We start from the raw sequence: 13350 nt of genomic DNA, 5'->3' as shown, positions 1-13350 counted from the left end.
GCATAGTCAAACTCAACACCTTGTCCAATACGAATTGGTCCTGAACCTAACACAATGATTTTTTTACGATCACTGACTTCAGATTCATTTTCCTGATCATAACTTGAATATAAGTATGGTGTTGCACTGACAAATTCACCCGCACAAGTATCTACTTTCTTATAAACTGGAATAATTCCATTTTCTTTACGCAAGTTATATAAGTCGAATTCTTTCATGTTCCAGTTACGAGCAATGTAACTGTCTGAGAATCCGTGTTCTTTTAATGTTCTTAAAACCGCAACATCCTTTGGATTTTCATTCATCAATGTTTCTAAATCAAGAATTCTTTGAATGTGCCATAAGAAGAAACGATCCATCTTAGTTACATCAATAACAGTTTCTACATCGTATCCATTACGCATCCATTGTGTAATCGCAAAGATTCTTTCATCATCACACTTCTTGATTTTTTCAAGTAATTCTTCTTTCGTTAATCCAGCCATTTCTTTTTTGTATAAGTGATCCACTTTCATTTCTAAAGAACGAATCGCTTTCAAGAAAGATTCTTCAAAAGTACGTCCAATGGACATAACTTCACCAGTTGCCTTCATCTGAGTTCCTAATCGACGATCTGCATTAGGGAATTTATCAAATGGGAAACGTGCAAATTTACTTACGACATAGTCAACAGTAGGTTCAAAACATGCATAACTGTTTTTAGTAACTGGGTTTAAGATTTCATCTAATGTTAATCCTACAGCCAATTTTGCAGAGATTTTTGCGATTGGATATCCTGTTGCCTTACTAGCTAGAGCAGATGAACGAGATACACGAGGGTTAACTTCGATGACATAATATTTAAAACTATTTGGATTTAATGCCAACTGTACGTTACATCCTCCACAAATTTTTAATGCACGAATGATTTTTAGTGATGCACTGCTCAACATTGCGTTTTCACGATCTGTTAGAGTTTGTACAGGAGCTACTACGAAACTATCTCCAGTATGAATTCCAACTGGATCTACGTTTTCCATGCTACAGACTACGATTGCGTTGTCATTCGCATCACGGATTACTTCGTATTCGATTTCTTTGTATCCAGCAATACTTTGTTCAATCAAACATTGATGTACAGGACTAGCCTTTAATCCTGCTTCACAAATTTCACGAAGTTCAGCCTCATCATCGGCGAAACCTCCACCCGTTCCACCAAGCGTATAAGCTGGACGAACTACGACTGGATAGCCCAATGTTTCACAGAATGCAACCGCTTCTTCTATTGTATGAACGATTGTACTTTCTGGTACTGGTTCATTGATATCTTGCATTAAAGAACGGAACAATTCACGGTCTTCTGCACGGTTGATAGCTAATAAATCAGTTCCTAGAACTTCTACGCCATATTCGTCTAGAATTCCATCTTCATGTAATTCTACAACTAAGTTTAATCCTGTTTGACCACCCAATGATCCTAAAATGGCATCGGGTCTTTCTTTATAGATAACGCGTTTAGCGAAATCCAAATTGATTGGTTCAATATAAACACGATCCGCAATTGTCGAATCGGTCATAATTGTGGCTGGGTTTGAGTTAATTAAGATAACTTCATATCCTTCTTCGCGAAGTGATTGACATGCTTGAGATCCTGCATAGTCAAATTCTGCGGCCTGTCCAATTACGATAGGTCCAGATCCGATTACTAAGATTTTTTTAATGTCTGTACGTTTAGGCATTATTGTGATCCCCCTTTTCAATCATTTCTACAAATTTACCATATAATGCATCCCCAGTTTGTGGATAGAATTGAATACCAAATGCAGGATATTCCTTATGTTCAATACCTTCACAACTCTTATCATTTAATGCTTGATAAGTCATTTCTAATGAAGCAGCTTCTAAGCTATCTACATCAACGGCATATCCATGATTTTGGTGAGTAATCTTAACTTTATTTGTTGCAATTTCTGTAACTGGAATATTTGATCCGTGATGTCCAAATCCCATTTTAGAAACAGTTGCACCTGAAGCTAATGCGATCAATTGATATCCTAGCCCAATACCGAATACAACGGTTTGTTTCATTAATTCTTTAACGACTTCAATCTGGCTAGTCAAATCACAAGGATTGCCTGGCCCGCTTGATAAACAAACTCCGTCTGGGTAGAATGACATAATTGTTTCAACGCTAGCATCGTGTTCAACAACAATTAAGTCCAATCCACATTTCGATAAATCGCGTAATGTGCTCATTGTTACACCAAAATCCACCACAACGACTTTCTTTCCGCGATTTGGCATAGGATAGACCTTCTTTGTTGAAACAGAAGATACTTGATCCTTCAATAGTTCTGTATTTTTTAATTCTTCTACAACCTTTTCAATGTCTGCATCGGTATTGCATAAAGTTGCCTTCATATTTCCTTTATCTCTTAATTTACGAGAGATTGCACGAGTATCAACCCCATAGATTCCTGGAATGTTTGCACGTTTCAAGAAGTGATCTAAACTTTCCTGACTTCTCCAGTTACTTGGTTGTTCGCAATAGTCTTTTACTACGAGACCAAATGTAGCTGGATCAATACTTTCATAGTCATCACGATTGATACCATAATTTCCAATTAATGGATATGTCATCATTACGATTTGTCCGCAGTATGCATTATCAGTTAAAATTTCTTGATAGCCAGTCATTGAAGTATTGAATACCAATTCTCCAATACGGAAGTTCTCACCACCAAAGCTGCGCCCTCGATATGTGCTCCCGTCTTCTAATACTAATAATCTTTCCATAGTTTATCCTTTCCATACTGTTTTTCCATCTACGATGGTTTCCTTTACTTGCGCATTTACGCTCCAGCCATTAAATGGCGTATTTTTCCCCATGGATTCAAATGTATCTATGTCAATCAAAGATTCATGTTCTAAATCTACTAAAACCAAATCGGCATTATAGCCTTCTTTAATTTGTCCTATATTCTCTAAGCCAAAACGCTTAGCAGGTGCAGCCGACATCCAATTTACCAATTGAGCCAATGTCCAACGTTTTTGACGGTGAACAAACTCTGTGTATAGTAAGGCAAATGCGCTTTCTAATGAAACAATCCCAAACGGTGCTTTATCCATAGAACGCTTCTTTTCTTCATAGGTGTGTGGTGCATGATCATTGGCAATGCAATCCAATGTTCCGTTTTCCAAGCCTTCAATCAAAGCCATACGGTCTTCATGACCTCTTAAAGGTGGATTCATTTTCCAGTTTGGTCCAACCACATCTTTATCTTCTAACAATAAGTGGTGTACTGTAACTTCAGCACTTACATTCGAACCTGATTCTTTTGCGTTTTTTAATGCTTCTACACTTTCTTTAGCTGAAATGTGGCAAGCGTGATAAGCGTTTCCTACTTCTTTTGTGATTTCTAAATCACGAATCAATTGTGCACTTTCACAAGCACTTGGAATTCCTAGCCAGCCCTTAGATGTCACAACTTCACTGTCATGTACACAAGCCCCTGGTCTGCGATAACTCATATCTTCTGTATGAGCTACAATCATGCAGTCATTTTCTTTCGCCTTTTCCATGGCTTCTTTCATGATTTTTGGTGTAGCTACCCCAACACCATCATCACTGAACCAGTGTACACCCAATTCTTTGATGCCCTTCATATCCACTACCTCCTTACTTGCCTCTTCTAATGTAATGCAAGCATATGGATATGTATGTACAACAGATTCTTTTTTGATTAATTGTTGATAGTCTTTCATTGTGTCCACATCATCTGGAAAAGGGATGACATTTGGCATTGCAAACACAGAAGTAAATCCTCCATGTGCCGCCGCTAAACTACCTGTATGAATGGTTTCTTTTTCACTGTGTCCAGGTTCTCTAAAATGCACATGTACATCCACTAATCCTGGAATTACAGTTAAGCCTGTAGCATCTACTGTATCACAGTCTTTCAAGATAGAATCATCAATCTGAATGATCTTTCCTTCGTCAATTAAAATATCTTTCTTTTCGACACAATTGTCAATTAAAACTTGACCATTTTTGATTAAACGCATGCTTATTTTTCCTCCTTGAATGGAGCAAAACCAAATCCACGTTTAATAACGGCCTTTCTAACCAACATACCATTGTGCATTTGTTCAAAAATTCTTGATTTTTCAGCTTCCACTAAATCCGTATCAATTTCAACACCACGATTAACAGGAGCTGGATGCATCACGATAGCCTTGTCTTTCATTCTTGCATAACGTTCTTTTGTAAGACCATACTTTTCTAAGTATTCACTATCTGTCATACCAGCCATTCCAGAACCTCTTTCTTTCTGGATACGAAGCATCATGACAACATCTGCCCATTCAATGGCTTCATCGAAGTCAATTGTTGGATAGCCAGGTCTTTCCCATTCTTTTGGTCCGGCAAAACGAACGGTTGACCCTAATTTTTCTAAAGCTTCTTTATCACTGGCAGCCACTCTTGAATGTAAGATATCTCCACAGATTACTACATTTAAGCCTTCTAGTGTGCCAAACTCATTTTGCATAGTTAGTAAGTCTAACAAGCATTGTGTTGGATGGTTTCCTGCACCATCTCCAGCATTTAAAATTGGAATATTGATATTTTCCAATTCTTTAAAATATTCATCTTGAGAATGACGGATCACCACCATGTCATACCCAATTGATTCAAATGTCTTTACTGTATCATAAAGAGTTTCTCCCTTTGTGACACTGGATGCTCCTGCCGCAAAATCGGCTACTTGGCATCCTAATTGGTGCTGTGCACTTTCGAATGAGAAATGTGTTCGAGTTGAAGCCTCAAAAAAAAGATTAGCAACCAATGCTTTCTGCATTGGTAATTGCCAATCTTTAAAGGAACTATTAAAAAGTCTAGCATCATCAAGAATGCTATAGATATCTTCAACTGACAGATCTCTCATGGATAATAACGAATTTTTGTTCATATAATCCTCCTTGTGACCTTAAAAAAATGGATTTAAAAAGTCCCTTTTCAAATCCAATTTCTCTTTTATATATACTACCATAAATCATGGATTTTTCAACAATAAAATTCTTCAATACATCAAAGAACGAACTCTATTTACGACATATATGTTTTAACTATTTTTTGATTGCGATACACTCAATTTCTACCTTTGCATTTTTAGGTAATGCAGCTACTTCAAAGCAGCTACGAGTAGGATATATACCATCAAAGTATTTCGCGTATTCTTCGTTTACTTTCGCGAAATCTTTCATGTCATCCAATAATACAGTTGTCTTAACAATATCATCATATGTTAAGCCTGAAGCTTCTAATAATACACCAATATTTTCAAAGACTTTCCGAGTTTGTTCAACAACATCTTCACTAACCAAATTTCCTTCTGTATTCACACCTAATTGTCCAGATAAGAATACAAGTCCTTCTGTAGCAATCCCTGCTGAATATGGCCCTAATGCCTTAGGTCCTTTTGTACTACTAATTTGTTGTTTCATTTTGTTTCTCCTAATCCAATAATTCTTTATCAATGATTTGAAAATTTGCTCTATGAATATACAAAGCCTTACCATCAATCATAAGTTTCGTCATTTTTGGTAAATTATCTGGAATCTTCCAATACACCTTATCTCCAGAGTAGGCGGCAATTGGCTGTCCTAATTGGGATTTAATGACTACAATTCTTCCTTTGCCAAACATATTTTTATACTTGTTGATAAAACGAGCAACAGACGTATTGTCCGATATTTGTCCATGTGTATTTGAATCAATATCTTCTTGTATGAAATCCACATCCGGTGTTAAGCCTTTTTGTTCAAAAACACAAGTATCTCCACATGATTCTATTTCTTTTCCGTCTACCGTTATCGTAATTACACTTGATAATTCATAGCCACGAACAACACGTCCATCTTCATCATAGGAAGTAGACTCTACCGCATTACCTGTAATACTGATTTTATCCCCACTTGTCTCCATGACTTCACTACCATAATTATCATACGTATAGATTGTGTATCCATTACCTACTAAATTGCCCTTGATATCATTAAGTGCTGATTGAAACATGCTACAACCACTCAATAATATACATAAGCATACTACACTTATTCTTTTTATATTCTTATTCATATTTCCCCCATTTTATAATGCATTTTCTAAGCTTTCATCAATAGCTTTTTAATTAGCTCTACACTTACTGAAAAGATGAATGCGATAGCTTTAATTCCAAATTCCTTGTTCATCATTTTTTGATACATTTCAAGCTCTTTTTTTCACGACCTCGTTCAATTCCTTTTTTCATCCCTTTAGCTTTACCTCAAGCCATCTCTTTTCAACTTCACACATTTCAATTTCCTCCTTTTCCTCTAATTCTTATAAATCCAACCATTCTACATCCGTTAATGTCTTGACGATTTTTAACACACTGCTTTTCACAAGCCCAAAATGATTACTCGTTCCTTCATAAATAGACTGATCATAAATACTTCGACATATATAGAATAGATTATACACATCTTCTTCATTAAAATTATATGAAGTATTTCCTTTGATTTCAATCAGATTCATTTTGTAGTCATGGAAACAAGCTGTAAACCTTTCATCCACCTCTACAAGTTCTGATAGCTTACTAGCTGCATTCCAAGGCCTTTCACCTGTATAGAATACCAGAATGTTTACCATAGGTAGTTTTTCTTTAGCCTTATTCTTCTTTGACTTCTTTAACATTCGCTCATAAGCTACATATTCATATACGGCCGCTCTTACAACCATTGAAGGATCTACACAACTTTGATTTTCAATAATGAATGCACTATAAAGATTTCCATCATTGTACTTACGAATCACATCCACATGCTTTTCTAAATCCATATTCGAATCATTCATCTCTGAATCAAGTTCTACACCATTCTCTGGTTTAAGAACTCTTTCTCCATCAAAGAAGTACGCATTAAAGAAATCGACAAAATAGGTATTGTTTTCTAAAAATTCCTTCATAATTTTGTCTTTTGATTTATTCATGTGATTTCATATACGAAATAAATTGAGGTTTTCCAAAAAAGATGTATATTTTGATAATTTCACATAATTCAATCGGATTTCACAACATTTACCAAAGTTATACTAAATTTATGACAACATGGAATGTTATTCTATAAGTGCCTTAAAGATAAGGCAATGAATATAGAAATAAACCAATATTCATATCTCTCTCCTAAAAAAATAATAAACAAAAAGGAACCATTCTAGACACCAACACTAGAATGGTTTCTTTGTTATTCTTTCCAATTAATTTTTCGATAATATAAGAAAAATACAATACTTGATAAAGACCAAGTAAATGGATAAACCAAATATACAAATACAATGTTATGGAATAGCATGTTCAACATTGTTAATAAGGTGACTCGCACAAGACACCAACATACAAGCATAACAACCATTGGAATCACAGACTTTCCTACTCCACGAAGTACAGCCGACACACCATGGCTATATGCTAATAAAAAGAATAGAATCGTCGCATAATGAGCTCGTTCTACACCATATTGTATTACTTTTGGATCGTCAACAAATAAACGCATTAATGGAGTAGCAAACAGTGCAATCAATAACCCTATGGTTTCAGCCAAGCTGACGGAACAAACCAGTCCAAAATGAGCTCCTTTTCTAGCCCTTTTATATTCTTTGGCTCCTCTATTTTGAGAAACAAACGTAGTTAAAGCCATCATAAAACTTGTGATTGGCAAAAACGCAAAACCCTCAATTTTTGTATAGGTACCAATACCAGCCATAGCCAAGGATCCAAACGAATTGATATTCGATTGTACAACGACATTTGATATTGAAATTAAACTATTCTGAATTCCCGTTGGAATCCCCATTTCCAATATTTCCTTACCTACATCAGCATGTATACGAATCTCAGAAAGATGTACCTGATGACTTTCATTTGTCCGAATCAATAGATACAAACAAAGAGCAGCACTTAAAAACTGCGATAGAATCGTAGCCAAGGCAGCCCCTTCTACATTCATATGAAGTCCTGCTACAAATATGATGTCCAATACAACATTTACACAACTTGATACAATCAAGAAATATAATGGATGTTTGCTATCTCCTACTGACTGCATAATACCTACACAAGAATTGTATAGAATCATTCCTAAAGACCCTAAAAAATAAATTTGTAGATATACAGTGGATAAATGAATCACATTTTTGGGTGTTGACATCCACCCTAACAATACAGGTGCCAACAAGTATCCAAAAACGGTTAAGCCAATCCCAAAAATCAATCCAAACGCCATAAGTGTATGAATCGCATTCTGCATTCTTTCTTTATCATTCGCACCAAAGTAGCGTGCAATGACCACTCCTGCACCTACGGATATTCCTTGAAACAAACTAGTCAACAAAAAGATCAATTCCCCACAAGAAGTAACGGCCGCAAGGCTTGAACTTCCCAAGTAGTTTCCTACAATCAAGGAGTCCGCGGTATTATAAAGTTGTTGAAATAGATTGCCTAGAAACACAGGAAACGCAAACAGAAGCATTTGTTTCCAAATCGTTCCAGACGTCATTAACATTTGATTCTTTTTCATGTACATATCATACACTATTAGCGCAAGAAAAAAAGCCCATTTCTGGACTTATTGAGAAATGCTCTTGGCATAATCCGTTGGAGAAATCCCATACTGCAATTTAAACTTTCTAGAAAAGTAGTGAATGGAAGTAAATCCTAAAATATCAGATATTTCTGAAATCGTCTGATTATGCTCATGAATCATGATTTTAGCCTGATTCAATTTCACGTTGGAAATATATTGTTTTGGCGTAATATGAATATTTGACTTAAACAAATTCTGTAGACTCGACCTTGAAATTGAGAACTTCGTACACAAATCTTCCACCGTAAACTGTTTATATACATTATTATTGATAAAAACCAAAATTTCATTCAACAACGTACTCTCATAATGCTCTTGCATCGGATTCGCCGTTATAGAAATCGATTCCTCTACCTCATCATCAAATTGATATAAAAGAATTAGAATCTGTTTTAAATACAATAGTACGAGTTCTGAATTCAAATGACCATCGGACTGAATGGATTTCATAAATTCAGACAACACTTGATAAATATCTTTTCGCGTATGAAAAACACGATTCTTTAAATCGCCAGGCAACTTATTATCCATATCAAACGTAATCGTCAGATATGAACAAGTACTCTGACTATCTGTACTTTGTGTATGGAACTGTCCCGGATAATATAAAATCAAATCATATTTAGACAATCTGTAACTATGACCATCTACCGTCGTATCCAAAGTACCATGATCAATATATGTCAATTCATAATAATCATGTGACTCACCAGGAAATGTATAATTCGATTTACGAACCTGGTAAAAACATGTAAAAATCTCTTTTAAATTCATCTTTGAAACCAAAGGCTGATACGAATACGGAGTCTCCATCATCTTCTGATTCATTCCATGACTTGAATAATGAATTTGAAGCACACTCTCTTTTGAGATAGAAACATAATTAAAATAAATATCTGGTTTTAAACGAACAACACGGTGAATCACATATTCCTCAAACTTTTTACCATCTTTACTCACCACTAACATGATAATTCCACTACGCGTATCCAAATATACTGGATCGCTAGAATAATAAAATGAATCAAACGTTTTATTTGTGATTTTAAAATCGTTTTCAACATAATCAATCAAATGCCCTGCATTATGATTTACAGAATAGAATACATCCCCAAACTTCTGGAATGAATAATTCGTAGTTCTCTTTTGCATATAAATAAATCTCCTTAGTTTTATGCCCCTTATTATTTTTTGTTCTTTTTAGTTGTGAAAGTTATTTATCTACTAAAAAGTATAAACCCAAACAGTTTATTCGTAAAGTATTTTTCTGTAAACAAAAACGCCTCATCTATCACATTACACGATAAATAAAGCGTATTTTATTATCTCATTTTTTCAATTAAAGGAACAATCACACTATCAATTATTCTGCAATTTGTCGTTCTTTCATCCCCATAATAGTATTCTTTAAATTCATCTAACGACAAACTCACTATTGTGACCAAAGACATTTCTCTATTATCGCATTTTCATATATATATCTACGCTACAATGATTCAGAAAAACATTATATCCTGTATCATTCCTATAAAAGCGAAAACAATCCAAGAAAAATACACTCATTTGCGATTCATCTACGGATATACGCATATTATCCACCTCTTGCATTATATCACTTCCCAAAATTTCACAAAATGTTTTGATTAAATTAACGAATGATAAAATTATAGTATAAGTGTGCCTGAGAGAAGCACATCTACAATATTCAAAGGGCCCTACTACAGCTAGGGCAAGGCAAAATTCTGTTTGTTACAGCCACTCAGAATTTAATGTTCATGGTCTCCTAAGAATTGACGGGAGACCCTTTTTTTATTATTATTTTTGTATGTCAAACCTAACTAAACTTGCTCTAGAGCAATCCCTAAAAAGATTCTTATTAAAGAAACCATTGGATAAGATTACCATCAAAGATCTAACGGACGATGTTGGTATTTCAAGAATGTCTTTCTACTATCACTTTAAAGATATTTATGACCTTGTCGAATGGTCTTGTATTTATGATGCCACAAATGCACTAAAAGGAAATAAGACCTACGACACTTGGCAAGAAGGTCTCACATCCATTTTTGAAGCCGTTCTTCAAAATAAGCCATTCATATTGAATGTGTATCACACTACAACACAAGACAGTATCGAAAGATTTTTGTTCACAACCGTACACGACCTTATTTTAGGGGTTGTTAGAGAAAAGGCTCAAGGCACCAACATTTCAGAAGAACAAATCCAATTCATTGCCGATTTCTATAAATATAGCTTTGTAGGCATTATGCTCGACTGGATCGGCAAAGGCATGAATGAAGATTATAATGAAATCGTCTATAATATGACCAATACTTTGCATGGTTCTATCGCAAATTCCATTTCAAACTTTACAAATGAAGCAAAATGATAAGAAAATTATCATCTTGCTTTTTTTGTTTATGGTTCTTTATTTTGATTCTCACTATTATGTAGCCATAAAGAAAAAGGAGGACATGTATATGTCAAAGAATACTGTAAAATTAGGCATTGCAGGCCTTACTGCTGCAGCTACAGGTGCTGCTTTATTTACCGCCAAAAAAGTGAACGATAAAAAGAAAGAAGAAGAAAAGACATCTACAAGTGAATATCGTAATACAGAAAGAGGAAAATACGAAAAGAACTCTAAAGGTATTTACTACACTAATGGAAACTATGAAGCATTTGCCCGCCCAGAAAAGCCAGCTGGCGTCGATAATAAGAATGCATATATCGTAGGTAGTGGACTTGCTGCACTAGCGGCTGCTTGCTTCTTAGTTCGTGATGGACAAATGCCAGGAAAAAACATCCACGTATTAGAAGCAATGGATATTGCTGGAGGTGCATGTGATGGAATCTATGATCCCACTCGTGGATATGTCATGAGAGGTGGACGTGAAATGGAAAACCACTTCGAATGTTTATGGGATTTATTCCGAAGCATTCCTTCCTTAGAAATTGAAGGGGCTAGCGTTCTAGACGAATACTATTGGTTAAATAAACATGATCCTAACTACTCATTGTGTCGTGCAACAATCAACCAAGGAAAAGATGCTCATACAGATGGTAAGTTTGACTTAAGTACAAAGGGTGCTATGGAAATCGCAAAATTATTCATGACACCAGACGAAGACTTATATGATAAGACAATTGAAGATGTATTTGATGAAGAAGTATTCGATTCAACATTCTGGATGTATTGGAGAAGTATGTTTGCGTTTGAAAACTGGCACTCTGCATTAGAAATGAAATTATACTTTCAAAGATTCATTCACCACATTTCAGGACTTCCTGATTTCAGCGCCTTAAAATTCACAAGATACAACCAATATGAATCATTGATTCTTCCTATGCAAAAATATCTAGAAGCTCATGGCGTAGACTTCCAATTCAATACAGAAGTCACAAATGTTGAGTTTGAATTTGTAGGTGACAAAAAAATTGCGAAGACAATCGAATGCAAAGTCAATGGAACCGAAACTGGCATTGTATTAACTGAAAACGATTTAGTATTCGTGACAAACGGAAGCTGTACAGAAGGAACAATCTATGGAGATCAAGACCATGCGCCTAATGGAGATGCTGAAGTAAGAACAAGTGGATGCTGGAGCTTATGGAAAAACATCGCAAAACAAGATCCAAGCTTTGGTCATCCAGAAAAATTCTGTTCAGACATTTCAAAGACAAACTGGGAATCTGCCACAGTCACAACATTAGATGATAAGATTATTCCTTATATCACAAATATTTGTAAGCGTGATCCTCGCAGCGGAAAAACAGTTACTGGAGGTATTGTCACTTGTAGAGATTCAAGCTGGTTAATGAGCTGGACAATCAATCGTCAAGGACAGTTCAAGAACCAAGATCCAAACAAAGTATGCGTTTGGGTATATGGACTATTCACAGATGTTGATGGTGACTACATTAAAAAGCCAATGAGAGAATGTACTGGTAAAGAAATTACAGAAGAATGGCTATATCACTTGGGTGTTCCAACGGATCAAATTGAAGAATTAGCTACAAATTCAGCACGATGCGTACCTACAATGATGCCATACATCACTGCCTTCTTCATGCCACGTACAAAAGGTGATCGTCCAGACATAATCCCTGATGGATGTGTAAACTTCGCCTTCTTAGGACAATTTGCCGACACCCCAAGAGACACAGTCTTTACAACTGAATATTCAGTACGTACCGCAATGGAAGCTGTATATGGACTATTGGGTGTTGATCGTGGTGTTCCAGAAGTTTGGGGCAGCGTATATGATGTACGTGAATTATTAGATTCAAGCGTTAAATTAATGGATGGTAAATCGCCACTTGAAATCAACCTTGGGCCTTTAAACGTATTCAAAAAACCAATTCTTAAGGCAATCAAGGGTACTGTAATTGAAAAACTATTAAAAGATCACGATGTGATTAAAAGCAATATGAAATACTAGAAATGAAAAGGAAGAAAGCACTATACTTTCTTCCTGGGTAACCAATTTTAATTAGGGTCATTATTTTTGGGGTCTATTTTAGGGTCAATTTTAGGGGCGACTTTTGGGGTCTCCAAATTGGCTCTTTTTTCTTTCCTTTTTTTGACATGAACAACTATCTCTTTACCTGTTTTTCTATATTTGTTTATTGGTAATTATTTAGAGGCGTTTATAACCTGCTCTAAAAACTTTTTAAAGTTTTTAGAGT

At 35.4% G+C, this 13350-nt stretch carries 12 protein-coding genes; 2 read left to right on the top strand and 10 right to left on the bottom strand.

Translation table 11 applies throughout. From position 1 onward, the window contains the following. The 10 genes from carB to LJE08_RS15110 all read right to left on the bottom strand — a co-directional run. Window positions 1-1718: carbamoyl-phosphate synthase large subunit (gene carB, locus LJE08_RS10910; protein ID WP_227403219.1), on the bottom strand; the 1718-nt coding region annotated here is incomplete at its 3' end. Further along, entirely contained in the window at window positions 1711-2775 is a 1065-nt protein-coding gene (gene carA, locus LJE08_RS10905; RefSeq protein WP_186999752.1) for a glutamine-hydrolyzing carbamoyl-phosphate synthase small subunit, read from the bottom strand. The genes carB and carA, both read right to left, overlap by 8 nt. 3 nt (window positions 2776-2778) lie before the next feature. Beyond that, window positions 2779-4044, bottom strand: a complete 1266-nt coding sequence (locus tag LJE08_RS10900) for a dihydroorotase (RefSeq protein WP_186999751.1) — start codon at window positions 4042-4044, stop codon at window positions 2779-2781. 2 nt (window positions 4045-4046) lie between these two features. Next, entirely contained in the window at window positions 4047-4949 is a 903-nt protein-coding gene (locus LJE08_RS10895) for an aspartate carbamoyltransferase catalytic subunit (protein ID WP_040466523.1), read from the bottom strand. A gap of 157 nt (window positions 4950-5106) precedes the next feature. After that, a complete protein-coding gene (locus tag LJE08_RS10890; protein WP_217256827.1) occupies window positions 5107-5484 on the bottom strand; it encodes a RidA family protein in 378 nt (125 codons plus the stop codon). Window positions 5485-5494: 10 nt separating this feature from the next. Beyond that, on the bottom strand, window positions 5495-6118 hold the full coding sequence (locus tag LJE08_RS10885) for a DUF5052 family protein (RefSeq protein WP_186999749.1): 624 nt from the start codon (window positions 6116-6118) through the stop codon (window positions 5495-5497). A gap of 243 nt (window positions 6119-6361) precedes the next feature. Next, window positions 6362-6985 (bottom strand): Rpn family recombination-promoting nuclease/putative transposase, encoded by a 624-nt coding sequence (locus tag LJE08_RS10880; protein WP_227403218.1) that lies wholly within the window; start codon window positions 6983-6985, stop codon window positions 6362-6364. 278 nt (window positions 6986-7263) lie between these two features. Continuing rightward, entirely contained in the window at window positions 7264-8610 is a 1347-nt protein-coding gene (locus LJE08_RS10875; RefSeq protein WP_227403217.1) for an MATE family efflux transporter, read from the bottom strand. A 33-nt stretch (window positions 8611-8643) separates the two neighbouring features. Beyond that, window positions 8644-9813 carry an AraC family transcriptional regulator gene (locus tag LJE08_RS10870; RefSeq protein ID WP_186999716.1) on the bottom strand — a complete coding sequence of 390 codons (1170 nt, stop codon included), beginning with the start codon at window positions 9811-9813 and terminating at the stop codon, window positions 8644-8646. A 170-nt stretch (window positions 9814-9983) separates the two neighbouring features. Beyond that, window positions 9984-10112, bottom strand: a complete 129-nt coding sequence (locus LJE08_RS15110; protein WP_255650339.1) for a hypothetical protein — start codon at window positions 10110-10112, stop codon at window positions 9984-9986. Between the two features lie 374 nt (window positions 10113-10486). Between LJE08_RS15110 and LJE08_RS10865 the strand changes: the two genes are divergently transcribed. Together LJE08_RS10865 and LJE08_RS10860 are read left to right on the top strand one after the other, a co-directional pair. Then, complete coding sequence (locus LJE08_RS10865; RefSeq protein WP_227403216.1) at window positions 10487-11050, top strand: TetR/AcrR family transcriptional regulator; 564 nt, start codon at window positions 10487-10489, stop codon at window positions 11048-11050. Window positions 11051-11141: 91 nt separating this feature from the next. After that, on the top strand, window positions 11142-13103 hold the full coding sequence (locus LJE08_RS10860; RefSeq protein WP_227403215.1) for an oleate hydratase: 1962 nt from the start codon (window positions 11142-11144) through the stop codon (window positions 13101-13103). Window positions 13104-13350: the final 247 nt, after the last annotated feature.

This window comes from Holdemanella sp. DFI.5.55 (assembly GCF_020593575.1).
GTDB lineage: Bacteria > Bacillota_I > Bacilli_A > Erysipelotrichales > Erysipelotrichaceae > Holdemanella > Holdemanella hominis.
Note: the sequence above shows the minus strand (reverse complement) of the source record. Positions and strands in the feature narration are given on the sequence as shown.

Coding starts and splice junctions, on each gene's coding strand:
- LJE08_RS10900 (WP_186999751.1), bottom strand. CDS start 4,044: ATGCGTTTAATCAAAAATGGTCAAGTTTTAATTGACAATTGTGTCGAA.
- LJE08_RS10885 (WP_186999749.1), bottom strand. CDS start 6,118: ATGAATAAGAATATAAAAAGAATAAGTGTAGTATGCTTATGTATATTA.
- LJE08_RS10870 (WP_186999716.1), bottom strand. CDS start 9,813: ATGCAAAAGAGAACTACGAATTATTCATTCCAGAAGTTTGGGGATGTA.
- LJE08_RS10860 (WP_227403215.1), top strand. CDS start 11,142: ATGTCAAAGAATACTGTAAAATTAGGCATTGCAGGCCTTACTGCTGCA.
- LJE08_RS15110 (WP_255650339.1), bottom strand. CDS start 10,112: ATGTCTTTGGTCACAATAGTGAGTTTGTCGTTAGATGAATTTAAAGAA.
- LJE08_RS10865 (WP_227403216.1), top strand. CDS start 10,487: ATGTCAAACCTAACTAAACTTGCTCTAGAGCAATCCCTAAAAAGATTC.
- LJE08_RS10880 (WP_227403218.1), bottom strand. CDS start 6,985: ATGAAGGAATTTTTAGAAAACAATACCTATTTTGTCGATTTCTTTAAT.
- LJE08_RS10895 (WP_040466523.1), bottom strand. CDS start 4,949: ATGAACAAAAATTCGTTATTATCCATGAGAGATCTGTCAGTTGAAGAT.
- LJE08_RS10890 (WP_217256827.1), bottom strand. CDS start 5,484: ATGAAACAACAAATTAGTAGTACAAAAGGACCTAAGGCATTAGGGCCA.
- carA (WP_186999752.1), bottom strand. CDS start 2,775: ATGGAAAGATTATTAGTATTAGAAGACGGGAGCACATATCGAGGGCGC.